This window comes from Streptomyces sp. NPDC005202 (assembly GCF_040608235.1).
Taxonomy (GTDB): Bacteria; Actinomycetota; Actinomycetes; order Streptomycetales; family Streptomycetaceae; genus Streptomyces.
On the sequence record NZ_JBEXHW010000002.1, the window covers coordinates 461,256 to 484,707 of the forward strand.

Annotated in this window: 20 protein-coding genes and 3 pseudogenes; 10 read left to right on the plus strand and 13 right to left on the minus strand. The window is 73.5% G+C overall.

Annotated elements, in window-relative coordinates; translation table 11 throughout:
- Positions 1-189 precede the first annotated feature (189 nt).
- Positions 190-969 (plus strand): annotated as a pseudogene (locus ABZV31_RS05905) (FAD-dependent oxidoreductase); the annotation flags it as partial.
- A 183-nt stretch (positions 970-1,152) separates the two neighbouring features.
- Positions 1,153-2,403, plus strand: a complete 1,251-nt coding sequence (locus tag ABZV31_RS05910; RefSeq protein ID WP_355888640.1) for a M14 family zinc carboxypeptidase — start codon at positions 1,153-1,155, stop codon at positions 2,401-2,403.
- A 476-nt stretch (positions 2,404-2,879) separates the two neighbouring features.
- Here ABZV31_RS05910 and ABZV31_RS05915 read toward each other — a convergent pair whose 3' ends face one another.
- The 3 genes from ABZV31_RS05915 to ABZV31_RS05925 all read right to left on the minus strand — a co-directional run bounded on the left by ABZV31_RS05915 (position 2,880) and on the right by ABZV31_RS05925 (position 5,359).
- A complete protein-coding gene (locus ABZV31_RS05915) occupies positions 2,880-3,305 on the minus strand; it encodes an SSI family serine proteinase inhibitor (protein ID WP_355888643.1) in 426 nt (141 codons plus the stop codon).
- Entirely contained in the window at positions 3,302-4,627 is a 1,326-nt protein-coding gene (locus ABZV31_RS05920; RefSeq protein WP_355888646.1) for a M14 family zinc carboxypeptidase, read from the minus strand. The genes ABZV31_RS05915 and ABZV31_RS05920 overlap by 4 nt, the downstream gene beginning before the upstream one ends.
- 180 nt (positions 4,628-4,807) lie before the next feature.
- On the minus strand, positions 4,808-5,359 hold the full coding sequence (locus ABZV31_RS05925; protein WP_355888649.1) for a DUF1707 and FHA domain-containing protein: 552 nt from the start codon (positions 5,357-5,359) through the stop codon (positions 4,808-4,810).
- A 173-nt stretch (positions 5,360-5,532) separates the two neighbouring features.
- Between ABZV31_RS05925 and treZ the strand changes: the two genes are divergently transcribed.
- The gene (gene treZ / locus ABZV31_RS05930; RefSeq protein ID WP_355888652.1) at positions 5,533-7,287 is read left to right on the plus strand and encodes a malto-oligosyltrehalose trehalohydrolase; all 1,755 of its coding nucleotides are present in this window, start codon (positions 5,533-5,535) and stop codon (positions 7,285-7,287) included.
- 7 nt (positions 7,288-7,294) lie between these two features.
- On the opposite strand, the gene ABZV31_RS05935 is transcribed toward treZ, so the two are convergent.
- Positions 7,295-8,239 carry an aminoglycoside phosphotransferase family protein gene (locus ABZV31_RS05935; RefSeq protein ID WP_355888655.1) on the minus strand — a complete coding sequence of 315 codons (945 nt, stop codon included), beginning with the start codon at positions 8,237-8,239 and terminating at the stop codon, positions 7,295-7,297.
- 49 nt (positions 8,240-8,288) lie between these two features.
- On the minus strand, positions 8,289-9,404 hold the full coding sequence (locus ABZV31_RS05940; RefSeq protein ID WP_355888658.1) for an aminopeptidase P family protein: 1,116 nt from the start codon (positions 9,402-9,404) through the stop codon (positions 8,289-8,291).
- Positions 9,405-9,799: 395 nt separating this feature from the next.
- Here ABZV31_RS05940 and ABZV31_RS05945 point away from each other — a divergent pair, with 395 nt between their 5' ends.
- On the plus strand, positions 9,800-10,555 hold the full coding sequence (locus tag ABZV31_RS05945; RefSeq protein ID WP_355888661.1) for a phosphodiesterase: 756 nt from the start codon (positions 9,800-9,802) through the stop codon (positions 10,553-10,555).
- On the opposite strand, the gene ABZV31_RS05950 is transcribed toward ABZV31_RS05945, so the two are convergent.
- Entirely contained in the window at positions 10,548-11,129 is a 582-nt protein-coding gene (locus ABZV31_RS05950) for a PDZ domain-containing protein (RefSeq protein ID WP_355888664.1), read from the minus strand. The two genes, ABZV31_RS05945 and ABZV31_RS05950, sit on opposite strands and share 8 nt — an antisense overlap.
- A gap of 265 nt (positions 11,130-11,394) precedes the next feature.
- A pseudogene (locus ABZV31_RS05955) lies at positions 11,395-11,721 on the minus strand (LysR substrate-binding domain-containing protein); the annotation flags it as partial.
- Between the two features lie 174 nt (positions 11,722-11,895).
- On the opposite strand from ABZV31_RS05955, the gene ABZV31_RS05960 reads away from it, so the two are divergent.
- Positions 11,896-12,300 (plus strand): hypothetical protein, encoded by a 405-nt coding sequence (locus tag ABZV31_RS05960; protein WP_355889058.1) that lies wholly within the window; start codon positions 11,896-11,898, stop codon positions 12,298-12,300.
- Here ABZV31_RS05960 and cyc2 read toward each other — a convergent pair.
- Complete coding sequence (gene cyc2, locus ABZV31_RS05965) at positions 12,225-14,414, minus strand: germacradienol/geosmin synthase Cyc2 (protein ID WP_355888667.1); 2,190 nt, start codon at positions 14,412-14,414, stop codon at positions 12,225-12,227. The genes ABZV31_RS05960 and cyc2 overlap by 76 nt on opposite strands.
- 97 nt (positions 14,415-14,511) lie before the next feature.
- On the opposite strand from cyc2, the gene ABZV31_RS05970 reads away from it, so the two are divergent.
- Positions 14,512-14,718, plus strand: coding sequence for a hypothetical protein (locus ABZV31_RS05970; protein WP_355888670.1), 207 nt, complete (start codon positions 14,512-14,514; stop codon positions 14,716-14,718).
- Between the two features lie 201 nt (positions 14,719-14,919).
- Here the strand turns inward: ABZV31_RS05970 and ABZV31_RS05975 are convergent, their stop codons facing one another.
- Positions 14,920-15,678 carry an ABC transporter ATP-binding protein gene (locus tag ABZV31_RS05975; RefSeq protein ID WP_355888673.1) on the minus strand — a complete coding sequence of 253 codons (759 nt, stop codon included), beginning with the start codon at positions 15,676-15,678 and terminating at the stop codon, positions 14,920-14,922.
- 9 nt (positions 15,679-15,687) lie between these two features.
- Positions 15,688-16,557, minus strand: coding sequence for a thiamine pyrophosphate-dependent enzyme (locus tag ABZV31_RS05980; protein WP_355888676.1), 870 nt, complete (start codon positions 16,555-16,557; stop codon positions 15,688-15,690).
- 147 nt (positions 16,558-16,704) lie between these two features.
- Here ABZV31_RS05980 and ABZV31_RS05985 point away from each other — a divergent pair.
- Positions 16,705-17,621 (plus strand): annotated as a pseudogene (locus ABZV31_RS05985) (cytochrome P450); the annotation flags it as partial.
- A 30-nt stretch (positions 17,622-17,651) separates the two neighbouring features.
- Here the strand turns inward: ABZV31_RS05985 and ABZV31_RS05990 are convergent.
- The 3 genes from ABZV31_RS05990 to ABZV31_RS06000 form a co-directional block, all read right to left on the minus strand.
- Positions 17,652-18,824 (minus strand): damage-control phosphatase ARMT1 family protein, encoded by a 1,173-nt coding sequence (locus tag ABZV31_RS05990; protein ID WP_355888678.1) that lies wholly within the window; start codon positions 18,822-18,824, stop codon positions 17,652-17,654.
- Between the two features lie 87 nt (positions 18,825-18,911).
- On the minus strand, positions 18,912-19,559 hold the full coding sequence (locus tag ABZV31_RS05995) for a ScbR family autoregulator-binding transcription factor (protein WP_355888681.1): 648 nt from the start codon (positions 19,557-19,559) through the stop codon (positions 18,912-18,914).
- Positions 19,560-19,630: 71 nt separating this feature from the next.
- Positions 19,631-20,569, minus strand: a complete 939-nt coding sequence (locus tag ABZV31_RS06000; protein ID WP_355888684.1) for a ScbA/BarX family gamma-butyrolactone biosynthesis protein — start codon at positions 20,567-20,569, stop codon at positions 19,631-19,633.
- Between the two features lie 174 nt (positions 20,570-20,743).
- Between ABZV31_RS06000 and ABZV31_RS06005 the strand changes: the two genes are divergently transcribed.
- From ABZV31_RS06005 to ABZV31_RS06015, 3 genes are all read left to right on the plus strand, one after another.
- Positions 20,744-21,391: a ScbR family autoregulator-binding transcription factor gene (locus tag ABZV31_RS06005; protein WP_355888687.1), complete on the plus strand. Its 648-nt coding sequence runs from the start codon at positions 20,744-20,746 to the stop codon at positions 21,389-21,391.
- 3 nt (positions 21,392-21,394) lie between these two features.
- A complete protein-coding gene (locus ABZV31_RS06010) occupies positions 21,395-22,243 on the plus strand; it encodes an NAD(P)H-binding protein (RefSeq protein ID WP_355888690.1) in 849 nt (282 codons plus the stop codon).
- Positions 22,244-22,515: 272 nt separating this feature from the next.
- Entirely contained in the window at positions 22,516-23,445 is a 930-nt protein-coding gene (locus ABZV31_RS06015) for a lytic polysaccharide monooxygenase (protein WP_355888692.1), read from the plus strand.
- The last annotated feature ends 7 nt before the right edge of the window (positions 23,446-23,452 follow it).

The window sequence follows — 23,452 nt, forward strand, 5'->3', positions numbered from 1 at the left end:
TGTTGCCCCGCTATGCCCGCGGACGTCCTCGGCCGGCCGCCGCCCCGCCGTGCGTGCGGACGTCCTCAGCCGGCCGCCGCCCCGCGCGGGGTGCCGTCCTCGTACGCCCGAACGGGAGAGACGGGCGCCGGTGCCGCGGCGACGGGTGCGCGCGGGGACGGCCACGTCTCCCGCAGGAGGTCCACGAAGGAAGACGCCGACGTGAGCCGTCACTTGACGCGGGGTCTGAAGAAGCGCGGCATCGACGTGCAGGCGGGCGCCCGGCTGGTGGACGCCGAGGTGCTCGACGACGGCGTACGCGCGCGTGTGCGGACCGCCCGCGGCGAGATGCGCACCCTTGTGGCCGAACGGTTCCTGGTGGCCGCCGGGCGGGCCCCGGTGACCGACGGGCTCGGCCTGGCCGCCGCCGGACTGACGACGGACGAGCGCGGCTTCGTCGTACCGTCGGACTGGAGCCGGCTGGAGACCGCGGTGCCCGGCATCCACGTGGTGGGCGATCTGCTGCCGCCGCCGTCGCTCGGCCTGGCCCACGCGTCGTTCGCGGAGGGCCTGCTGGTGGCCGAGACGCTGGCCGGTGTGCCGTCCGTGCCCGTCGCCTACACGGCCGTGCCCCGGGTGACCTACTCGTCGCCGCAGACCGCGTCCGTGGGCCTGAGCGAGGCGGAGGCACGCGCGCGTGGGCACGAGGTCGACGTCGACACCATGCCGCTCACCGCCGTCGCCAAGGGGATGGTGCACGGTCGGGGCGGCATGGTGAAGGTCGTCGCCAAGGCGGGCGGCGGGCAGGTGCTCGGCGTGCACATGGTGGGCCCTCACGTGTCCGAGATGATCGCCGAGAGCCAGCTGATCGTCGGCTGGGATGCCGAGCCCTCCGACGTGGCCCGGCACGTCCATCCACACCCGACGCTGTCGGAGGCGGTCGGCGAGACGTTCCTGACGCTGGCCGGGCGCGCCCTGCACCAGCAGTGAACGCCGGTGTCCGCCGCCCCTGCCGGACACACCGGCCTCCGCCGCCTGCCACGGGCCCCGCCGGCCGGCTCTGAGGGCCTCCGGGCGCCCCCGGGCGGCCCCGGGCGTCTGCCCGGTGTGTACTTGACAGTTCACACAGTCCGTGGGGTACTGCGGATGCGAAGCAGGGCGGACAAGTCGGGGGTGAGTCTCCTGCCGGAGCTGCGCTACCCCAGTGTTCCCGAACTGGTCGCCTCCGCCCGGGCGTTGGCCGCACACCGTCCGGGCCTGTGCGCCCTGGACGAGGTGGGCGTCTCCCGCGCGGGCAGACCGCTGCACCTGTTGTCCGTTGGCCACGCCCGGCGCGCCGTGCTGGTGGTCGCGGGCGCCCACGCCAACGAGCCCACCGGCGGCTCCACCCTCCTCGCGCTCGCGCACCGCGTCCTGGACGAACGGCAGTTGCGAGCCGACACCTCCTGGCACTTCCTGCTGTGCGCGGACCCGGACGGGGCGAGCCTGCATGCCACGCCGGTTCCGCGCAGTCTGCTCGACTACCATCTCGGCTTCTTCCGGCCCGCCGGACCCGAGCAGCCGGAGTGGTCACCGTCCGTGCTGCCACCCGACCGCCTGCCGCCCGAGACGCGTGCGCTGACCGGGGTCATCGACGCGGTGCGGCCCTACCTCCAGGTGACGCTGCACGGCACCGACCTGGGCGGCAGCTGGGTGCAGTTGACGAAGGACGTCCCCGGGCTCGCCGAGCCGTTCGCCAAATCGGCGGCGGAGCTGCACATCCCGGTGGAGACGGGCGCCTCGGACGCGGCGGGCTGGCCCGCGTCCGGGCCCGGGGTGCGGGTGATGCCGGAGCCCGACGCGGGCGTGGCGTATCCGAGCATGCCCGACGACGCGCGGCACAGCACGTGGTACCACACGCACCGGTACGGCGGCCTGACCGCGGTCGTGGAGGTGCCGATGTGGGCGAGCGACCTGGTGGACGACCCCGCGCCGCATCCCGCCCCGGAGGCGGCGATACGGCGGCTGGCGCACCGGCTGCTGCGGGACGCGCGGGAGGTGGAACTGGTCCTCGCCGATGCGCTGCCCCGCCTGGACGGCGTCGACGGGCCACTGCTGCGGGCCGCGAAGTGGGTGCTCAGCCTGGTGCCGGGCCTGGCCGCGGACTGGATCCACACACCGCCGGCCGACACCACGATGGCGTACGTCGGCAGCGTCGACGCGTTCGGCCGGCGGCTGCCCCTGCGGGCCGCGGCGATGCTCCTACGGGTGCTGCGGGAGACCGACGACCGTGCCGCGCCGCAGCTCGAACTGCTCGTGGCGACCTGGAGCGAGGCCTTCGCGGAGCGGTTCCGCGCCCGCTGGGTGCCCCTGGAGCACCAGGTCGAGCACCAGTGCCGCACGGTCGTCGCGGCGGCCCGGCACGCCCGCGAAGTGGCGGCCTGACAGCGGGCGGCACACACGCGTGGCGGTTGGCACACACGCATGGCGGGCGGCACACACGCATGGCGGGCGGCACACACGCGTGGCGGGCGGCACACACGCGTGGCGGTTGGCACACGCGCTTGGCCGTTGAGCGCCAGGAGACACGCGTGGAGGCGCTCCCGAGGCGCGGGTACGGCCGTTACGGGGCCCCGGATGCACACCGAGGCGTGAGCCTGCGCCTCTTGGGCGCGACGACACGGCCCGGCGAGGGACTGACTCGCGCGCCCGCTCTGCCGCGTCGCCACCCAGCAGGCCACGCGCGCGGGGACGCCCACGCGAGCGCAGCCGCAGTGCCCGCCCGCGCGAGCCCGCACGCGTGCCGTCTCCGCGCCGTGCGCCCCACCCCGCCCTGCGCGCCCTGAGCACCGCCCCGCCCGCCCCCGCGCTGTTCGTCGGCCCGCACCGCGCGCGTGCGCGACGGCCCGCGCGGGCAGCCGTCACCCGTCCAACGCGAACACCTCCCCCGTCCGCGCCTTCATCACGCACGCGTTGGCGAAGGTCTCCGTGTAGTCGACCGCCCGTCCCTGCCACTGCCCGCGCGCCTGGACCGTCACGGGCGCATAGATCATCGAGCAGAACGTGTCCTTGGGGGGGATGCCGCGGATGTCGCCTCTCGCCGCCTTCAGCTGCGCGCAGGCCTCGGTCGCGCGGGAGTGTCCCTGGGGCCGGTCGCACTGCAGCAGGGTGCCGCGCGTGTCGCCGGAGCGGGCGTCGCCGCGGGTGACGGTGACGTAGAGCCAGTCGCCCTGGTCGACGTGCCGGTGTGCCGCCTGGGCCGGGGCCGGGCCCGCGATGAGGACGGCGGCTGCCGCCGGCAGGGCGCGCCGCACCCATGTCGTTGTCGCCTTGATGATGTGGGTCATTCCAGGGGTATCGGCACGGCGGCCTGCGGACCCCAGCCCGGCTCACCCGAACGGGAGCACGCGCGCGCGTACCGCCCGGCCAGGGCGAACGCGGCGAGCACCACCCGCGTCTGGTACTCGGCCTGCCGCGCGACCGGGATCCAGCGGGCCCCCAGGCCGTCGCGGTAGTCGGCGCACCACTCCTCGATGAGCCGGTCCAGGTCCGGCAGGACTCCGGCCGGATCGTCCCCGGCGGTGCGCACGAGCTGGTGCAGCAGCCCGGCGGTGCGCAGGGCCAGCCGCCGCCCGGCGATGCGCAGGGCGGCCAGGTGGGCGGCGGTCAGCGGCGGGAGCAGATGCGCCGCGCCGTCGTCGGTGTCGGGGTCCCACGCGTCGGCGAGGCCGGGGCAGACCAGTAAATAGTCGTCCACCGGGGCGAGCAGACGGGCCGCGTCCGGCACGTCTGCGAGGTGGGGCCGGATGCGGGCCAGGAGCCGCTCCAGGAGCCGGGTGTCGTGGCGCAGGGTGCGGCTCACGGTGCGCAACACCGCGTCCCGGTCCGCCGGGGCCGAGCCGTCCGCCACGGCGTCCGCGCCCCACATGGGCGCCTCGACGACGGCGGTCACCGTGCCGTGCCGGTGCGGGTGGAACCAGGTCGACTCCACGGCCGCTTCGGTGATGGCGGCGGCCAGGTCGCCCCGGCGCGGCGGCGGGATCCGGTAGACAGCTGGCCCCAGGCCGGGCCAGTACAGGGTGTCGTAGGCACCGAGTTCGCGCGGGATGCCGAGGCGGGCCGCGGTGTGCGCGACGCGCTGCGCGAGGCCCGGCAGGTCGCGGGTCAGCTCGACGAAGCCGCCGCCGACGTCGACGCCGTGCAGCGAGCACTGCAGGAAGGGCCGCAGTTCGTCCTGGAGGTCGAGCAGGGCGCGGGTCTCCGGCAGCGCGGCGGCCGCGGCGCCGTCGGGCAGCCACTCGGGCTGCTCCAGGAAGCCGGGCCGGAAGAAGTTCCGGAAGTACTGGCCGAGGGTGTACGGGCCCGCGAGCCAGCCCTCGTTACGGCGGGAGCCGTCGGGGTCGAGGCACAGCAGCAGGTTCCAGGTGACGTCGGCCCCCTCGCCGATGCCGGGGTCGGCCAGGGCCCGTTCGGCCAGCCGGAGGACGGTGGCGCCGCCCACGGGCTCGTTGGCATGCGGACCGGCGACGACAAGGGCCTGGCGGCTGCCGTGGCCGACGGACAGCAGCCACAGGGGCGTGCCCGCGCGGGAGGTGCCGACGCGGCGCAGCCGGGCGTCGCGGGGGCGGCGGGCGACGAGCGCGGCGGCGCGGGCGCCCAGCTCGTCCACGGACGGGTAGCGGAGGAGTGGCGGCAGGGCGCACCTCCACAATGTGGTGCCGTCGGTTCACCTGGTGTGCATGGCGTACGCACAGTCAGTCACGACTTACCCAGTCCGTCAACACTCTCGTCCGGAAAGGGACTTGACCGATCGCGCCGGGTCATGCCCCGGCCAGAGGTGAGATGTGGTTCAGTTCGCGGCGAGCCGGAACGTCATCTGCCCGAAGCCGACCTGGTCGCCCTCCCGGACGACGGCCGCGCCGATCACGCGCCGCCCGTTGACGGTCGTGCCGTTGGTCGAGCCGAGGTCCCGCAGGACCCACATCCCGCCCTGGCGGGTGAGCTCGGCGTGCACGCGGGAGACCGTCTCGTGGGTCAGCCTGAGGCCGTTGGCGGGGTCGCGGCCTATGCGCAGCGGGTGGGTGCTGCCGGGGTGGGGCAGCAGCAGCTTGGGCAGCCGCTCGGCCTGCCAGGCCCTGCGCAGCCGTATGGTGAAGCCGGAGACCGCTTCGACGGTGCCGAACACCAGTCGGGACAGGCGGCCCTCGGTGGGCAGGTCCAAGGTGAGCGCGGCGAGCTCGTCCGAGCGGCGGGCGGCGAGCGCCAGCTCCATCCGCCGGACGAACGTGTCGTGCGACAGACGGCCCATGGCGACGCCGTCACGGAGCACCTTCAGCGCCTTGTCGCGCTCCGCGTCGGACAGCCGCGCGGGGTACGTGTGGAACTCGAAGGACGACGTCACGGTGGTGATTGTCGGTCAGGGAACCCCAGGTGTCCAGAAAACGCGGAAACGGCCGCCAAGCATGCACACCTGACGACACCAGCCGCAAAAGGGAAGATTCAAAAGCGGATTGATCTCGTTTGAAGCACCATGGACGGGCTACATCACGGTGAGCAGACGAAGGGGAACCGTCCGTGCAGTTCGAGGTGTGGGCACCGCAGGCCGGCCGTGTGACGCTCCAGTGCGACGGCGTCACGCGCGCGTTGGAGCGCAATCCGGAGCGGGCGGGATGGTGGATCGGTGAGGCGGAGGCGCGCGACGGCTCGCGCTACGGGTTCGCACTGGACGACGGTCCCGTGCTGCCCGACCCGCGCTCGCGCCGGCAGCCGGACGGCCCGGACGGGCTGAGCGCGGTCGTCGACCACGCGCGGTACGCGTGGCGCACCACCGCCTGGGCCGGGCGCCCGCTGCCCGGCGCGGTCCTTTACGAGCTGCACATCGGCACGTACACGCGCGAGGGCACCCTGGAGGCGGCCGCGGCGCGGCTGGAGCACCTCGTCGAACTGGGCGTCACGCACGTCGAGTTGATGCCCCTGTGCCCGTTCCCGGGCCGTCACGGCTGGGGGTACGAGGGGGTCTCGCTGTGGGCGGTGCACGAGCCGTACGGCGGGCCCGAGGGACTGAAACGCTTCGTCGACCGGGCGCACGAGCTCGGCCTCGGCGTGGTCCTGGACGTGGTGCACAACCATCTGGGCCCGTCGGGCAACTACCTGCCGCAGTTCGGCCCGTACTTCACGGACACGTACCACACCCCCTGGGGCGCGGCCGTCAACCTGGACGCGCCCGGCTCCGACGAGGTGCGCGCCTACCTGATCGGCAGCGCACTGGCGTGGCTGCACGACTACCGGATCGACGGGCTGCGCCTGGACGCGGTGCACGCGCTGATGGACACGCGCGCGTGCCACTTCCTGGAGGAGCTGTCGACAGCCGTGGACGCGCTCTCCGCCCACCTCGGCCGCCCCCTGTTCGTGATCGCCGAGTCGGACCTGAACGACCCGCGGTTCGTCACCCCGCGCGCGGAAGGAGGCCTCGGCCTGCACGCCCAGTGGAACGACGACTTCCACCACGCCGTGCACACCGCGCTGACCGGCGAGTCGCAGGGCTACTACGCCGACTTCGCGCGCGCCCCCTTCGCCGCGCTGGCCAAGACGCTCACGGGCGGCTACTTCCACGACGGGACGTACTCGAGCTTCCGGGGCCGCCACCACGGCCGCCCGCTGGACCGCAACCGGGTGTCCGCCCACCGGCTCCTCGGCTACAGCCAGACCCACGACCAAGTCGGCAACCGCGCCCAGGGAGACCGCCTCTCCATGCTGCTGTCGGGCTCGCCCGGGCTGCTGGCCTGCGCGGCCACGCTGACGCTGACCGCCCCGTTCACGCCGATGCTGTTCATGGGCGAGGAATGGGCGGCGGCCACGCCGTGGCAGTTCTTCACCGACCACGCCGACCCGGAGCTCGCGGAGGCCGTGCGCCGGGGCAGGCGGCGGGAGTTCGCCGCGCACGGCTGGGCGGAGGAGGACGTGCCCGACCCGCAGGACCATGCGACCCGGGACCGCTCCTGCCTGGACTGGTCGGAGCGGGAGCGTGAGCCCCACGCGCGCGTGCTGGCCTGGTACCGCCGGCTGATCTCCCTGCGGCACGAGCAGCCGGACCTCACCGACCCCGACCTCGCCGACACCAAGGTGGCCTACGACGAGGAGGCCCGCTGGCTCGCCTTCCGGCGCGGGGACATGCGCGTGGCGGTCAACCTCGGCAAGGAGCCGGCGGCGATCCCCCTGGGCACCCGCCCGGCCCGGGTGCTCGCCGCCTGGGAGCCGGTGGAGGCGCCGGACGCGAACGGGCTGCTGCACGTGCCCGGGGAGTCGTGCGTGGTACTGGTGCAGGGATGAGGGACTCCTAGAGCTCCTCGTCCGCGTCGTCCTCCCGCAGCTCCGTCACCCGCTCCAGCAGGATCGCCTCCCAGGCGTGGCGCAGCTGGGCCCTGAGGAGCGGCAGGGGGCTGTCGCCGCGGCCCTCGAGGAGGTCGGCAAGGCGGATCACGGTGTCGCAGCGGGCGAGCCACAGGCCGCGCAGGCAGGGCCGGGCGCCGTAGCCGGCGAGCGTTGCGGCGCGCACGGCGGCGCCGGAACCGACGGCCAGGGCGAGGCCGGCGATGTCCTCGGCGGGGTCGCCGACGACCGCGTCGGTCCAGTCGAGGACGCCGCGCACCCGGCCGTCGGCGCTCACCACGAGGTGCTCGCCCCTGAGGGCGTGGTGCACGAGGACCGCGCTGCCGGACTGGGCGGCGAGCTGGGCCGCGGCGGGCCGGGTGAGCTGGGCCATTCGCACGGTGTCGAACTCGTCGGCGCCACCGAGGCGTTCGGCGGCGTGCACGGCCATCCGGCGCAGCGCCCCCAGGGAGCGCGGCGCGGTGCGCGGGACGCCGAGCGTCTCGGCCTGGCGGACGGGCACCGCGCGCAGCCCGCTGAGCAGCCCGGCCAGGTCGTCCTCGCCGAGGGCGGAGACGTCGTGGTCCCCGGCCGTGCCGCCGGGGATCCTGGTGTCCAGCGTGTACGTCAGTCCGGGCGCCCACTCGCCGTGCGCGATGCTCGTCGGGACCGTGACCGGCAGGTGCGGGCGGACCAGGTCGCGCAGGCGCAGTTCGCGGCGCAGGCGCGCGGAGGCCTCACGGTCGAGGGCGAGGCGCAGCACGTGGCGGGGGCCGACCCACCAGGTGGAGTGCCCGCCGCCCTCGGCGACGGGCCGGATCTCGGGTCCGGCGGCGTTGTCCGCGCCGTCCTTGAGCAGGGTGCGGACCAGTCGGCGGACGGTGTCCGCGGTGGGTGTCGGTGCCTGGGTCATCGTCGCGCCGTGTCGTTCGGGGTGCATGGTGGGAACTGCTCGTGATCGGTCAGTCCACTATCACCATTTCGCGGGTCGTGTCGTTGAGGCGGCTGCCCCCGTCCTCGGTCACCGTGACGATGTCCTCGATGCGCACCCCGAAGCGGCCCGGCAAGTAGATGCCGGGCTCCACGGAGAAGCACATGCCGGGCACGAGGGGCTGCTCCTCGCCCTCGATCATGTACGGCGGCTCGTGCGTGGTGACGCCGATGCCGTGGCCGGTGCGGTGGATGAAGTACTCGCCGTATCCGGCCTCGGCGATGACCGCGCGGGCGGCCCGGTCGACCTCCTGGCAGGCGACGCCGGGCCGCACCGCCCGGAAGCCCGCCTCCTGGGCCTCGCGCACGATGTCGTGCACGCGGCGTTCCTCGTCGGTCGGCTCGCCGACGTGCACGGTGCGGGAGGTGTCGGAGCCGTAGCCCTGCTTGAGTCCGCCGAAGTCGAGGACCACCATGTCGCCGCGTTCGATGACACGGTCGCCCACTTCGTGGTGCGGGTTGGCGCCGTTGGGGCCGGAGGCGACGATGGTGAAGTCGACCTGGGAGTGCCCGAACCGCCGCAGCAGGTCGGCAAGGTCGGCGCCGACCTCGGACTCGCGGCGCCCGGCGAAGGGAACCTTCCGGATCTCCTCGAACGCCCTGTCCGCGGCCGCCAGGAGCTCCAGTTCGGCCGCGTCCTTCACGGCCCGCAGCATCGGCAGGGCCTCGGTGAGGGAGACGTAGGAGGTGTTGGGCAGGGCCTTCTGCAGGCCGAGCAGGTGCATCGCCCAGGCGTTGTCGCTGATGCCGAAGCGGCCGCTGCCGTCGAGGAGGGCGGCGGTGGTGGCGTAGGGGTCCTTGCCGTCGGTCCAGTCGCGCAGGGTCAGGGCGGATGCGCCGGCCGCCTTGGCGGCGTCGGGGGCCTCCAGCGTGGGCACGACCAGCACCGGGTCCCGGTCGGCGGCGAGGACGAGCAGCGTGAGCCGTTCGGTGGCGGCGGTGGGCGCGTAGCCGGTGAGCCACAGCAGGTCCGGTCCCGGCGCCACCAGCAGCCCGGCCAGTCCGGCGTCGGCGGCCGCCTGCGCGGCGCGCTCCATCCGGGCCCTGTAGTCGTCGGCGGTGAAGGGCGCGGGCGTACTGCCGGTCATCCGGGCCTCCGTATGCGGGTGAAGGGACTAGAGACTACGCGCAGCATCCTGCCCGGGCGCGGGGAGCCGCGCGAGCCGGTCGCGGGTGTCTCGGCCGGGCCGTCGGCCACGGAGTCAGCTCTGCGGGGCCGGGTGGGCGCCCGGCGACGGTGCGCGGCCCTCGTGACGCCCGCCGGGCGGCGTGATCGGCGTTCGGTACGGGCCCGGGACCGGTGCGGCGGTGACGAGGACGCGGGGCATGGGCTCATCGTGGCCGGTTCCGCGGGCACATGACCAGTGCTTTCCGGACCAGTACGCCCCGAAGCCGACCTAATGGATAGGGATTGTGCAACCGTTATCTCTAATGCTTGAATCGCTACGAACCGTTAACCAATGCCACAAAGACGCGAACGGCCGTGCTCGTCATCGCACACATCAGCGATCTGCATCTGGACGGAACCGCGCGGGCGACCGAGCGCGCCGAGCGGGTGCGCGACCGGCTGTGGGAGCTGCCGGAGCGGGTCGACGCGCTGCTGGTGACCGGGGACATCGCGGACCACGGCACGGAGGCCGCGTACGAGGAGGCCGCACGCATCCTGGGGACCCGCAGCGGCGAGTCACCGTTCCCGGTGCTCACCTGCCCGGGCAACCACGACAGCCGCGCCCCCTACCGCAAGGCCCTGCTGGGACAGCCGGCCGCCGAGGGGCCGGTCAACAGCGTGCAGGTCTTCGACGAGGCGGCCGTGCTGATGTGCGACTCCAGCATCCCGGGCAGCGACGAGGGCTCCTTGGACGAGGAGACGTACGACTGGATCGAGACGACCCTCGACGAACTGGACGGTGACCTGCCCGCGCTGCTCACCTTCCACCACCCTCCGGTGGCGCTGCACCAACCCCTGCCCGACGGCTACCGGCTCCGTGAGCCGCACCGGCTGGCCGCCCTGCTGGAGCGCCGTCCCGAGATCGCCGGCCTGATCACCGGTCACGCCCACACGCCGGCCGCGACCTCGTTCGCCGGGCGCCCGCTCGTCGTCGGTCCCGGTGTGACATGGACGCTGCAGCTGCCCTGGGAGGGCGCCCGGGCGGCGGACCGGGACGCACCGCCCGGGCTGGCCTTTCACGTACTGGACGACGAGGGGCGGCTCACGAGCCACTTCCGTGTCGTCACGTGACGACCCCCGGTACCACGGTCAGCTGCTGATAGCCGCCGCTGCGGTGACGTACCGTCAGGGCGACCTGGCGCCCCGGACTCGCCCGGGCGACCGCCCGCGCGAGGTCCGCCGCCGAGTCGATGCGGGTCCTGCCGAACACGAGGAGCTCGTCACCGCGGACGAGACCGGCCGTGTAGCCGGGGCCGGGGACGTGGACGCCGACGACGCGGGCCCCGGACTTCTCGCCGTCCACCGCCTCGACACCGAGGGTCATGCGCACGGGCGCGGACACCGGACTCGCGGGCGGCGCGGACGCGCTGGACCGGCCCGGACCGGACGGTGCCGGTGGCGGCCCCTGCCGGCCCGTCTGCCGCTGCAGCTCGGCCAGCTTGCTCATGCCGATCACCGTGGCGCCCACCGTGCCGAGGCCGACCCCGGACAGGACCAGGACCGTGCCGACGAACATCCCGAACAGCAGGGTCATGAGCCGGCGGCCGCGCCGGCGCGCGACGTGCGGGCGCCGGGCGGGGCCGCTCGGGGTGCCACCGGGCTCCTGACCGGGCATCGGCTTGGGACGCAACGCAGTCTGTTCCATGGATCGCCTCCGGCTGGTGCCTACCCTGCGCATCGGCGCACCACGAGCCACGAACGAGTGAGACTGACCCACGGTCAACCACGGGAAGCCCTACGGGTTGCGGCGCACAACGGCGCGTGAGGCCCACCCGCGATCAATGGTCCCCCTGCGAACAGTGGTGCCCACGCGATCAGTGGTCCCCCCTGCGATCAGTGGTGCCCCCGCGATCAGTGGTCCCCCCTCCGGCAGCGTCACCGCCTTCGGCAGCGTCCCCCCTTCGCTCACGTCATGCCCCGCCGATCAGCGCCCCCGCCAGCGTCGCCGCCGCCCCTCGCGGCGAGCCCGCATACACCAGTTCCGTCCGGTGCACCACCCGCGGCTCGGTGAGCGGGACGGCCACCGCGCCCGGCGCTCCGGCGGCCACGGAACGGGGCAGCAGGGTCAGGCCGTGGCCCGCGGTCGCCAGGGCGGTGAGCACGCGCACGTCGGTGCCCTCGTAGCGCAGGGCCGGGCGGAAGCGGCCGCCTCCGTTCGTGGTGCGCAACTCCTGGAGCGGCAGCCCCGCGTCGGGGGCGTCGAGCCAGCGGGCGTCGCTCACATCGCTGAGCCGGAGCTGTCCGGCGACGGTTCGCGCCCGCACCCGATGGTCCGGGCGCTGGCGCGAGCCGCGGTCGAGCACGCCTCACGGCGCGTGGGTCACGCGTGTGACCCTCATCGTGGCCGCCGTGCGCCCCGCCGTGGTCGAAGGTCCCGAACCTCGGCGGGCATCACGACGAACGGCCGCATCATGCCCATGACCACGCGCGCCCAGCCCGCCCGACCCAGGCGCCTGGAGCGGGAGGCCGGTCAACTTCACCATTCCCTGCGGACGTTGGCGCAGCTGCGCAACATCATCGCCGCCCCCGGCGACGACTCCCTGCGGCACCGGCAGGAGGTGAACCTCGGGCGGTTCGTCGCCGAGGAGCACTACGTCCTCACCGGCGCCCTGGCCGACGCGGACCTCCCCGAGGAAGCCCGCGTGCTGCTGGCGGCCGGGGATACTCGGCGAGCTCTCGGAGAACGCCGCACGCGGCGTGCGGGAGCTCGCCGAGGAGACGGCGCATCGGGTGCGGGAGGTCAGCTGACGGGCAGGGCGGGCGGCCGGTCCGGGAGGAACCCGTGGGCGCGCCGGGCCAGCCACTCGGCTTTGTAACGGTCGACGTTCCGGTGCCAGTTCAGGATGCCGGCCATCCAGTTCTGCAGGTCGGTCACATAGCCCTGCATGGTCGCCCGCGCCTCCTCCGACAGCTCGAAGTCGTCGTAGACGGCGGGCAGTTCATGAGCGACGACGTGCTCGAACTGGCGCATGCGCTGCGTCATCAGGTCGTGGACGACGGCGAGCGCGGTCGGGTAGTCGATACCGAAGAAGTTCTGCACGACGAGGACGGCGTTGTGGATCTCGCCCTCGTACTCGATCTCCTTCTGGTACGAGAACACGTCGTTGAGCAGGCAGGCGTAGTCGACGGCCGCGTTCTCCAGGGAGCGGACCGGGCCGCTGCGGTAGGCCTCGGGCGGGATGGCCGGGCCGTGCCCCATCCGGCACAGGCTCAGCGTGAGGTCGGCGCCGAAGGTGGCGCGCCGCATCTCCAGGTAGTCGACCGGGTCGGGGATGCGGTTCTGGAGCTGGTTGGACAGCTCCCACACCCAGCTCTCGGTCATCGTGTCGATCGCGCGCTTGAGCGTGCGCCGCTGGTCGGTGGTCATCTGCGCCGTCGTGCGGGCCCACAGGTCGAGCAGTGCGCGCTCCATGGCGTTGACGGGAACGATCGCCTTCTCCCCCTCGACCGGCATGCAGGCCGACAGGCGTGCGGTGGTCAGCCGCGCGGCGGCCAGGTCGCGGCGGTGCCCGTAGACGAGCGGGTAGTAGTCGTCGCCGTAGGTGCCGAAGGCAAGCCACTGCGCGCTGAGATCCAGCGCCTCGGGTGTCGCGTCCGGGTCGAGGCCCGCCGAGCACAGCGCGAGGTCGTAGGCGGCGAGCTTGTCCTCGTCCCACACGCCCTCCGCGAGCATGCCCACGCGGTGGACCCACGCGGTGAGCCCGCGGCGCGCGGCGTTTAGGTGCGGGCTGAGCTGCAGTTGGTACGGCATGCGCAGGTCGGGGATGCGCGACGGGCCGACCTTCTGGTACGGGATGTGCGTGTGGGCGCGCAGCCTCCCCCACTGCCTGAAGGGCGCGGGAGGTGCCCCCATCGCGCCGGCCGCCGCGAGCAGCACGCGGACGTCGGCGGCCGATGTGCCGGGCCCGGTCGGTCGCTGCCAGGGCCTGGTCGGCCGCGCGCGCTCGTTCATGTACCGGCTGGAGCGCATGTGCCACTCGTGGCCGCCGGACTGCCAGTCCTGCAGGCCCTTGGTGTAGGCCGCCACGGCCGCGACCTCGTCGGGGGTGAGGCCCTTCTCCAGGGCCAGCGCGGGCACTTCGGTGAGCGCGGTGTGCTCGAACTGGTGCAGGCGTGAGGTGAGGACGTCGTTGACGGTGTCGGCGGCCTCCTGGGTGGTGCAGCCGAAGAAGGTCTCCAGGACGAGCACGCCGTTGCTGAGCTCGCCCTCGTCCTCGACCTCCCGCTGGTAGGAGAACAGGTCGTTGCGCAGGTGCACGCCGTCAGAGAACGTCTCCATCAGCACCCTGAGCGGCCTTGACCCGGCGACGGAGGTGGGCACTTCGGCGGTCGCGTACTCCACCAGCCCGGCCGACCAGGGCGCACCGCCGACCTTGCGACGCATCTCGATGTACTCGACGGGGTTGGCGATCCGCCCCTCGTTGATGTTGGACAGCTCCCACAGGGACTCGTTCAGCAGGTGCTCGGTCGCCACGGCGAACCGCCGCCGCCAGTCGACCGACATCGACGGCACCGTGCGCGCCCACAGGTCGGCAAGGCCCGCCTCCACCGGATTCTGCGGCTCGGGCACGGGAGTCGCCAGGTCCAGCGGCATGAACAGCGGCAGCCGGTCCAGGTAGGCCTTGCCGCCGGCGCGGTCCTGGGTGCGCTTGAAGGTCTCCAGGAAGTGGTCGTCGAAGAAGAAGACCCACACGTACCAGTCGGTGATGAGGGAGAGCGCGGGGCCGTCGCAGTCGGGGTGGGTGTAGGCGCAGAGCAGTCCGTAGTCGTGCGCGTCGAGGTCGGCCTGCTCCCAGATCCCGGAGCCCTCCAGCATGCCCGTCTCGCGCGCCCACCGCGTCGAGTGGGCACGGGCCTCGTCCACGTGCGGGTTCAGCCGTGCGGGATACGGCATGTAGAAGTGCGGGAGTTCGAAGGGCTGCTGCGTCATGGCCGGGCCCTACCCGTGGCGCTCCGGCGGCATCCGCCCGCCCGGACCTGATCACACCATCGCGTGAACCGGCACGTGAACAGAGGGCGCGCGGTTCGTGAGCGCCGGTGACCTCGACGCGGACCCTTACGACGGCGACAGGTACGACCACGCCGTGCGCCGGCTTCGCCACCCGGCGGTGAATCCGCCGGCGACGCCGCCGGCCAGTGCAGGCGGCGTGGAAGCGGCGCAGCGCCAGGGCGGCGTGGAAGCGGCGCAGCGCCAGGGCGGCGCGAACGTCGGGCAGATCGGCAATCCGGCGTAGGACACGGGCGACTTCGGCGACACCAGCCCCGACAACCTCGCGTCGAGTACGTACTCCCGTCCCCCGGCCTGGTCCCGGGCGCGAACGGCGTGTTCTGGCCGACGTCCGACGAACCGCTGTACCGGCTGGTCGGCGCCGGCACGACGGTCCCGGCGTCGGACCACCGGACGGTCCGGCAGGACGTACGGCTCGGCTGAGGGGTCAGCGGGGGGTGTCCGAGCGCACCGCTCTGCCCACCTGGGCGCGCAGCGCGACGAACTCCGCCAATCCCCGGGTCGCGATCTGGTCGCGTGCGTCCGGCAGGCCGACCGGCAGGTCGAGGACGACGCGGGAGGCGGGACCGGGCGAGAGGACGACGACCCGGTCCCCCACGTACACGCTCTCGTCGATGTCGTGGGCGACCAGGACGGTGGTCGTGCCATCGGCGCGGTGCACCTGCACCAGCAGGTCCTCCAGGTCCTCGCGGGTCTGGGCGTCCAGGGAGCCGAAGGGCTCGTCCATGAGCAGCAGGGACGGGCGGCAGGCCAACGCCCGTGCGATCGCGACGCGTTGCTGCATGCCCCCGGAGAGCTGCCAGGGGTGGCGGCGGGCGGTGCCGGCCAGGCCGACGCGCTCCAGCATGCGCTCGGCCTCGGCACGCCGCTCGGCGCGGCGAAGGCCGCGGCGGCGCAGCGGCAGGGCGACGTTGTCGCGGACCGACAGCCAGGGCAGCAGCGAGCGGCCGTAGTCCTGGAAGACGACCGCCAGCCGGTCGGGGACCCCGGTGACGGGTGCTCCGTCGAGGGTGATCGTGCCCTCCCGCGCGGGGAGCAGTCCGGCGATCGTGCGCAGTAGCGTGGACTTGCCGCAGCCCGACGGGCCGACCATGCACAGGAGTTGGCCGTCCGGCACGGTGAGGCTGATGTCGTGCAGGACGCGATGGTCGCCGTAGCGCTGGCCGAGGGAGTCGAGGCGGAGCATGCCCGGCCGTCACCCCGCCCAGGGTGCGGTGTACAGCGCCTCCCCGGCGGCGGCGACGCGCAGGTGCAGCAGCCGCGGGCCGTCCTCGTCGCCCGCGGCCAGGGCCCGCTCCAGGGCGGCGGGGAGGTCGGCGGGCCGGTCGGCGTGGGCCGCCGGGCAGCCGAAGGACTCGGCGAGGGCGGCGAAGTCGATGCCGCCGATGTCCGTGCCGGGCACCGGGGCGATGCCGATGCGGCGGCCGAGGGCACGGACGGCGGCGTAGCCGCCGTTGTCGAGGACGACGAACGTGACCGGCGCCCGGTGCCGGGCCGCGGTCCACAGCGCCTGAACCGAGTACAGCGCCGAACCGTCCCCGAGCACGCACACCACCCGGCGCCGGTCGGCCAGGGCACGTCCCACGGCGAGCGGCAGGCCCCAGCAGAGGGCCCCGCTGCCGGTGGTGAGGAAACCGCCGGAGCGGTCGACGGGCACGCGCGCGTGGAGCGCGTCCCGGTGGCTGGGGGCCTCCTCGACGAGGACGCGGTCGCGGGGCAGGCGCACCCGGAGGTGGTCGAAGACCAGCTCCGCGGTGATCTCGGCACCCGGGTGCACGGGAGCGGGCGCCGGGCGGGGCGGGGGCGGCTCGCCTGGGCGAGCAGCGCGGTGAGCCGGGCGAGCGCGGGCTTCAGGGTGGTGACGATGCTCGTGCCGGTGGGCGAACAGCCCGCGGTCCCGGGCGAGGTAGAGCGCGGCGGCGTCGGTCAGCGGCAGGGCGGCCACGGTGACCTGCTCCCGCCCGTCGTGGGAGGACGCGGAGGAGCCTGCCTCGCCGCCGCAGGCCGCGAGCGTCAAGGCCAGGGCGACCGCCGTTGCCGCCAGTTGTCCGGTTCTCGATCGCACGTGACGTGACGTCATGGAACGCAGCAGTACCAGGGTTATGACGGGAGCACTACGCGAAAGCGAGCCGAACCGTCACTCTTTGGAAAAATGCGAAACGCTGCCGCCTGTGCCGCCCCGGCCCCCGTGCCCTCGCAGTCCGTGCTCTTGCCGGGGCGCATCGAGCGGTTCACGGCCGTCGCGGAGGAACGGGCGCGCACCCTGTTCGCGCAGGCCCTGGAGACGGCCCGCGCGGCGGACGGCACCGTCGACCTCGTCTTCGCCGTCACCGACGACTACGCCCTGCTCAACCTCGCCGACCTGCTCGGCGTGCCGGAGCGGGACCGGGGGCTGCTGCTGCACTGGCCGCAGCGGGTCATCGGCTACCAGGGCCCCGACGAGTCCGGCGCCCCGGTGCTGGACGCGGCGGGCAAGCCGGTCAACCCGCGCTCGCCGGCGATGCTGCGGGACATGTTCGCCTACGCCTGGCAACTGGCCGCGTACAAGCGGCGGTATCCGGCCGACGACGTGATGACCACGCTCGCCCACGACGCCGAACTCGCCGACGCCGAACTGGAGATGTTCTTCTTCCTGCTCACGGTCGCGGGCAACGACACCGTGCGCAGCGCGGCCCCCGGCGGGCTGCTGGCGCTGGCCGGCCACCCGGAGGCGTACCAGCAACTCCGCACCGGAAGGGTCGTACTCGCCTCGGCCGTCGACGAGTTGCTGCGCTGGCATCCGCCGGTCCTGACCTTCCGCCGCACCGCCGCGCAGGACACCGGGCTGGCCGGCCGCCCATCCGCGCCGGCGACAAGGTGGTCGTCTTCCACGCCTCGGCCAACCGCGACGAGCGGGTCTTCACCGCTCCGGACCGGCTCGACCGCGACCGCGCCCCCAACCCGCACGTGTCCTTCGGAGACGGCCCCCACGTCTGCCTGGGCGCGCACTTCGCCCGGCTGCAGCTGCGGGTGCTGTACCGCGAGGCCCTGCGGGCGCTGCCCACGCCACCGCGGATCGCCGAGCCTCCCCGGCGCCTCGTCTCCAACTTCATCAACGGACTGAAGTCCGTGCCGGTGCAAATGACATGAGGCCCACGGAGCGTCGGATGCCGCTGCTGATCAGGGCTTGACCTGGATCAGCGCATGGGTGCCGCTGGTGCGCCAGCGCCGGTCCTCGGCGGCGTTCAGCGCGGCCTCGGTGCAGGCGTCGAGGCCAGTGATCACGTCGGACTTCAGGGTGCGCAGGGCGGCGACCGGGCCGGGGAAGGAGGCGGTGACGTCCGCAAACGGCGTGGTCGGCGGCCACAGTCGGTCGCCGACCAGCCGCCGGTAGTTCAGGTCGCCCTTCAGCACGGTCAGCGTGGCCGCGGCGAACTCCCCCCGCAGGTCCGCCGGCATCGCCGCATACGGCAGCGGGGCGCAGGAGAAGGGGTGAGCCCGGACCGTCAGGCGGCCGTCGGTCATCGCCGCCCACAGCCGGTGCCCGTGGGCGGCGGCCGTGCCCGGCGCCGCCGTCAGCCGGCGCACGGCGTCGACGACGTCGGCGGTGGTGGCGTCGGAGACGTAGTACGGGTACGGCTTGACGTGCAGGACCGCCCGCCCGACGTGGCCGTGGGCGAGGAGGTGGGCGACGAGGAGGAGGTCGGGGACGAGTTCGCGGCCCGCGTTGTCGGCGACCAGGCAGAGCGTGCCGGTGCCGGAGGGCGGCAGCAGCGACCAGAGGGTCTCGCTGTCGTCGGCGACCAGGCCGGGAGCGGCCTGCGCGGCCTCGGCGCCGACCGCCGACAGCCGGAAGCCGAGGTCGGCGCGGTTGCCCCAGAGCGAGCCGTGCAGCAGAGCCCGTGCGCGTTCCTCGGCCGGCTTGTCCTCCAGTTCGTCGAGCGCGGCCAGTTCCTCGTCCGTCTCCGGGGCGTCGAGTTCGGCGAGCTTGGACGGGCAAAAGGGGTCGATGCCCTGCCAGGGACCGGGCCCGAAGTAGCCGACGGCCTCGAGGAGTCGGCGGTAGAAGTAGCTCTCGGACCACAGCCACGGCACGTCGAACCAGGACCGGCCCACGTACTCCTCCAGGCCCCAGTCCCGCCAGCGGTCCCGGTCGTGGGCGTCGGCGGGGAGCGGTTCGATCACGCCCTCGGTGCAGCTCTTCAGCAGCGTGTCGAGGGCGCGGTGCTGCTCGGGGCCGTACGGGAAGGCGTCCCGCACCTGCCGGATGATGGCGGGGTGCCGCTCGGCCAGCACGCTGTGCGGGAACGAACCGGGCTCGTTGCCGAGGAGCACGGGCGCGGACGGGGTCATACGCCTCACCGTACCCGCGCGGGTCAGGCGGCCGTGATCTTTCGCTCCCCGCGGGTCCTTCGGTGTCACTCCGGCTCCCGTGGCAGGTCACACGGCGCCGATTTCCCGCTCCAGCTGCGTGGCGAGGGTCAGAAAGCGGGGGCGCCGGTGCACCGGTACCAGGCCGCGGATCAGGAGGAGCCACATCTCGGCCGTCCTGCGTGGCAGCCGTCCCACCGGTTCCAAAGGCCGGCCCCCGACGCGGGTGCCGACGAAGAAGCAGACGAGGGAGTGCGCTACGGCGTGGACGTCGATGTCCGGGTGGACGTCGGACTCCTTGACGGCGCCGCGGAGTTTGCGGATGGCGAGCTCCAGCCACTCGGTGAAGGGGTGCCGCAGCGGGGGCCGCACCTCGACGCCCCCGGTGGCCAGCCGCAGTCCGGCCCGGGTGATCGGGCCCTCGACGTTCAGCCGGGTGAGCGCGAAGGTGATGCGTATCAGGGCTTCCAGCGACGAGCAGCCCCGCCCGTCCACCTCGCTCGTCACCTGGCGCGAGGCCTGTGACTGCAGCTCCATGATGGCGTGGGCCAGGTCCTCCTTGGCCGCGAAGTGGAAGTACAGGGCGCCCTTGGTGACCTGCGCGTGCTCGACGATGTCGCTGAGGCTGGTCCGTTCGTAGCCGTGCCGGTCGAACAGGTCGGCGGCGGCCGTGATGATCGTCGCGCGGGTCTGCTCGGCGCGTAACTGCCTCGGCATCGAAAGGACACTCCCGGGGCTGTAAAGAACGGGGCAAGCTGTTTGTTTCTTACTCCCCCGCACACGATAGCTCACTGTCCCGCCGCGTCCACCAGGCACTCGAAGACGGTCGACTCGCCTTGGGTCGCCACGATGCGTGTCTCACCGGCGCTGCCGGTCTCCGCCTGGACCCAGGTGGGCCGGTCCAGTTCGGCGTACCGGTGGAAGGCGGCATGGAAGGAGGTCGGCGGCCGAGGAGCGGTGCCCTTCAGACAGGCGGCCTGGCGGGCGGCCTCCAGGAGGAGCATGCCGGGGATGTGGTCGAGCGGATGGTCGAAGAAAACGGGATGCGCGGTATCGACTCTCAACTGCCAGCGGTCCCTGCGCCGGGTGGGGGCCAGCACGACGTCGGCGGGCAGCGCGCGGTGCACGGCGGCGGCCGACAGGCCGGGCGGGACGGGCAGCGCGGACACGGTGGCGGGAGTGCGTCCGCCGCGCAGCCGGCGGTAGGCCAACTGGCCGACGCTGGTGAAGGCGACGTGCGCGGTTGCGACGCGCTCGCCGTCCCGGCGCACGTCCGCGTCGTAGCGCAGGGCCGCCGAGCGCCTTCGGCCGGCGCGGGAGAACCTGACGTCGAGGTCGGTTTCGGCGGGGACGGGGCCGACGGCCAGGTGCTCGGGGTGCGTGGTGATGCGCAGCTCCTGGAGCACGAACTGGTGGCCCAGCGGGACGTCGTACTCGGTGTGCGCGAGCAGCGCCCCGCACTGCCGGACGGTCTCCACGACGAGCAGCGGCTCGTACGCGAATCGGTCCGGCGACACGTGTAACTGATGGGCCCGCGGCCACTGCGCGGAGACCGCGAACCGGTCCTCCCCGGTCCTGGTCCAGCCGGTGAGAAAGGTCTCGGCCAACGCCGCGCGGTGGACGAGCTGGCGGGGAACGGTGGCCGTCAGATCCGTGGCCGTCAGATCCGTGGCCGTCAGATCCGTAGTCGTCGCCGGGAACTCGGCGAGCTGCCGCAGTTGAGGCATGTCCCTCCCTGGTCCCCCGAGAGCCGTGGCAGACGGCGAGATGCCTGCACCGGTGAGCGCTAGAGTACGAGCCGACCGGTTTGTTTTCAATGAGATCGAGTGGACCGGACCCGTGCGCGACCGGCCCGGTGCAGGGTGGGGAACCGGCCAACTCGGCGCAGTGGAGGGGTTCTCATGGCGAAGCAGGAGCGCGCCATCAGGACGCGCAGGGCGATCCTGGAAGCGGCGGGCGCGGTGTTCGACGAGCACGGCTACACCTCGACCACCATCGCCATGGTGCTGGAGCGGGCCGATGTCACCAAGGGCGCCCTGTACTTCCATTTCCCCTCCAAGGAGTCCCTCGCCCAGGCGGTGCTGGACGAGCAGGTACCCCTCGGCGCGGTCCCGCCGCAACCGTGCAAGCTGCAGGAGATCATCGACATCACCTTCGTGTTCGGCCAGCGGCTGCTCGGCAACGCCCTGCTCAGAGGCAGTGTCCGGCTGACCGTGGACCAGTGCTCACCGCCCGGTGTGGACCACACCGGGCCGTTCAGGCAGTGGGCCGAACACCTCATGGTGCTGCTGGGACAGGCCCGGGAGCAGGGTGAGTTGCTGCCCACGGTCGAGCCGCGGGACACCGTGGAACTGCTGGTCGGCGCCTTCGCCGGCGTCCAGCTGATGTCACGGGCGCTGACCGGTCGCAGCGACCTCGGGCACCGCATCTCCGTGCTCTGGGGCCACATCCTGCCGAGCATCGCGGTGCCGGGCCTGCTCCTCGGCCTCGACACCGAACCCGACCGGGGTGCCCGGGTCCTGGCCGCCCTCGACTCCGCGGAGCGCTGATCCGTGATCCTGCTGACCGGGGCGACCGGCACCGTCGGACGGCTGGTGACGTGGCGGTTGTCCGGCGTGGCGCCGGTACGGCTGCTGACCCGCGATCCCCGACGTCTCGGCGGTGGGCCCCGAGTCGAGGTGGTGGGCGGCGACTTCGGCGACCCGCGGAGTCTGGAGAGAGCCCTGGCCGGCGTGCGGTCGGCGCTGCTGGTCACCGCGGATCCGCTGACCCACGCCCACGACGAGCACTTCGTGACGGCGGCGCGGCGCGCCGGGGTGCGCCATGTGGTGAAGCTGTCGGCCCTGGCGGTGACCGACCCCGGGGCCGCCGACCTCATCACCACCTGGCAGCGGGGCAACGAACAACTCCTGTGCGAGTCCGGCCTGCTGTGGACGCTACTGCGCCCGCGCGCCTTCATGTCGAACACCCTGAGCTGGGCCCGCTCGGTCCGGGAGGACGGCGTGGTGCGCGCACCCGACGGGGGCGCGGCGAACGCGACGGTCGATCCGCGGGACATCGCCGACGTGGCGGCAGCCGCACTGCTGGACCCGGACGGACATGCGGGCCGGGCCCATGCGCTCACCGGCCCCGAGGCCATCAGCGCCGCCGAGCAGACGGAGATCCTCGCCGAGCTGCTGCAACGGCCGCTGCGCTTCGTCGAGTTGGGGCCGGACGAGGCACGCGAGCTGCTGCGCGCCCGCTATCCGAAGCCCCTGGCCGACGCCCTCATGGAGAGTGCGGCGCGCGGGCGGTCCGGGGCCAAGGCCCGGGTCGATCCGACGGTCGCGGAGCTGCTCGGCCGGCCCGCGCGGAGCTACCGGGAGTGGGCGGGGGATCATCTGGGGGCGTTCGGGGGTTGAGTCCGGAGGCGTTCAGGGGCTGAATCCGGAGGCCTTCAGAGGGTGAATCCGGGCTGAATCCGGAGGCCTTCAGGGGCTGAGCAGGGAGGCGTACGGGGACTGAGTCCGGAAGCCTTCGGGTGGGGGCTGAATCCGTACGAGCCCGTCCCACCGGGTCGGCTTCCGGTTCGAGGCGGCCCGGCCATTTGTGCGCCCCGTTTGAACGCGCCGCGTCCGCCACCCGTACTGCACGGAGCAGACCCGTACCCCCACCCGCCGAGGAGACGTCCCGGATGACTCGGATGACCGCACCCCTCAGGGTCACAGGAGCCGCAGTCGCGGCGTCGACGCTGCTGACGCTGTGGGCCGCGGGACCCGCCCGGGCCCACGGCGCGCCGACGGACCCCGTCAGCCGGGTGGTGGCCTGCTCGCCGGACGGGGGCAGCCGCGCCAGGTCGGCGGCCTGCCGCGCGGCGATCGCCGCGAACGGCGCGCCCTTCACGGCGTGGGACAACCTGCGGGTGGCGGACGTGAACGGCAGGGACCGCCAGATGATCCCGGACGGGAAGCTGTGCAGCGGGGGCCTGCCCGCCTACAAGGGCCTCGACCTCGCCCGCTCCGACTGGCCGTCGACCCGCCTCGCGCCGGGCGCGAAGCTCACCATGACGTACGCCTCGACGATTCCGCACGAGGGCACGTTCAAGCTCTATCTGACCAAGCCCGGTTACGACCCGACGAAGCCACTGACCTGGTCCGACATTCCGGCGCGGCCCTTCGCCGAGGTGAAGGACCCGGCGCTGACTGGCGGCGCGTACCACATCAGGGCGACGCTGCCGGCCGACCGGACCGGCCATCACGTGCTGTTCACCATCTGGCAGAACAGCAGCACGCCGGACACGTACTACTCGTGCTCCGACGTGGTGTTCGCGAAGGGCACGCCCCCGAAGGGCACGACCGCGACAAGCAGCAGTCCTGCGCAGCGGGGTGAGGACCGTACGAGCACGAGTCCTTCCCATCGGGAGCACACGGCTGCGCCTTCGGAGAAGGCCGCGGACGCGGCCGCCGCTCCGCAGGCACGGAGCAGCGGCCCCGACAGCAGCCCGGTGGCGTCCGCGACCGACGCCGGTTCGGGCCCCTCCGCGCCCGTGCTGGCGGGCGGCGCCGCCGCGGTGCTGGTGCTCACCGGGGGCGCCGCCCTGGCCCTGCGTCTACGGCGACGCTGAACCTCTC

What these genes read in the sequence shown, in the direction of transcription:
- ABZV31_RS05990 (WP_355888678.1), bottom strand. Translation starts at nt 18,824, where the DNA reads ATGACCCCGTCCGCGCCCGTGCTCCTCGGCAACGAGCCCGGTTCGTTC.
- ABZV31_RS05935 (WP_355888655.1), bottom strand. Translation starts at nt 8,239, where the DNA reads ATGACCCAGGCACCGACACCCACCGCGGACACCGTCCGCCGACTGGTC.
- ABZV31_RS05950 (WP_355888664.1), bottom strand. Translation starts at nt 11,129, where the DNA reads ATGGAACAGACTGCGTTGCGTCCCAAGCCGATGCCCGGTCAGGAGCCC.
- ABZV31_RS05975 (WP_355888673.1), bottom strand. Translation starts at nt 15,678, where the DNA reads ATGCTCCGCCTCGACTCCCTCGGCCAGCGCTACGGCGACCATCGCGTC.
- ABZV31_RS05995 (WP_355888681.1), bottom strand. Translation starts at nt 19,559, where the DNA reads ATGCCGAGGCAGTTACGCGCCGAGCAGACCCGCGCGACGATCATCACG.
- ABZV31_RS06000 (WP_355888684.1), bottom strand. Translation starts at nt 20,569, where the DNA reads ATGCCTCAACTGCGGCAGCTCGCCGAGTTCCCGGCGACGACTACGGAT.
- ABZV31_RS06015 (WP_355888692.1), top strand. Translation starts at nt 22,516, where the DNA reads ATGACTCGGATGACCGCACCCCTCAGGGTCACAGGAGCCGCAGTCGCG.
- ABZV31_RS05940 (WP_355888658.1), bottom strand. Translation starts at nt 9,404, where the DNA reads ATGACCGGCAGTACGCCCGCGCCCTTCACCGCCGACGACTACAGGGCC.
- cyc2 (WP_355888667.1), bottom strand. Translation starts at nt 14,414, where the DNA reads ATGACGCAGCAGCCCTTCGAACTCCCGCACTTCTACATGCCGTATCCC.
- ABZV31_RS05915 (WP_355888643.1), bottom strand. Translation starts at nt 3,305, where the DNA reads ATGACCCACATCATCAAGGCGACAACGACATGGGTGCGGCGCGCCCTG.
- ABZV31_RS05960 (WP_355889058.1), top strand. Translation starts at nt 11,896, where the DNA reads ATGCCCATGACCACGCGCGCCCAGCCCGCCCGACCCAGGCGCCTGGAG.
- ABZV31_RS06005 (WP_355888687.1), top strand. Translation starts at nt 20,744, where the DNA reads ATGGCGAAGCAGGAGCGCGCCATCAGGACGCGCAGGGCGATCCTGGAA.